Raw genomic sequence first — 518 nt, forward strand, 5'->3', positions numbered from 1 at the left:
CTTTTTAGAAGAAGATGGCTTCGAGACATTTACAGCGTTGCAAGACCGTATGCAAGATTACATGACACGATAGGTAGTATATTGTTGTGTTATGTTGTATCAGTATGAGACATAGCATTTTAGTGAAAAAGATTATAATTATATTTTAATAGGCTAGAGATGTAGGCATTATAAAATTTATGATTCCTACATCTTTTTCAATAGTTCATGATTAATTATGACAACTATTAGACACTTATATTATAAAAGGGAAGAAGAAGCGTTTTTTTACACAAAAAACTTTCAAAATGTCGTTGACGTACACTACAAAAATGAATATACTAATATTTGTGTTCAACAGAGAACGTGTTGCTACGATATTTAAGTAATTATTTAAGAGATAATATTTAAATTAAATTCAAAAAGTTCTTGACTTTAGTTTTTTAAATATGGTATATTAATTAGGTAATTCAAAATAATATTAGCGCGGGATGGAGCAGTTCGGTAGCTCGTCGGGCTCATAACCCGAAGGTCGGTGG

Annotated in this window: 1 pseudogene; it reads left to right on the forward strand. The window is 30.3% G+C overall.

Going from position 1 to position 518, the window contains the following annotated elements:
* Positions 1-73, forward strand: a pseudogene (locus tag CD116_RS13975) (serine hydrolase family protein); the annotation flags it as partial.
* Positions 74-518 lie beyond the last annotated feature (445 nt).

Source organism: Staphylococcus schweitzeri, from assembly GCF_002902405.1.
Lineage (GTDB): Bacteria > Bacillota > Bacilli > Staphylococcales > Staphylococcaceae > Staphylococcus > Staphylococcus schweitzeri.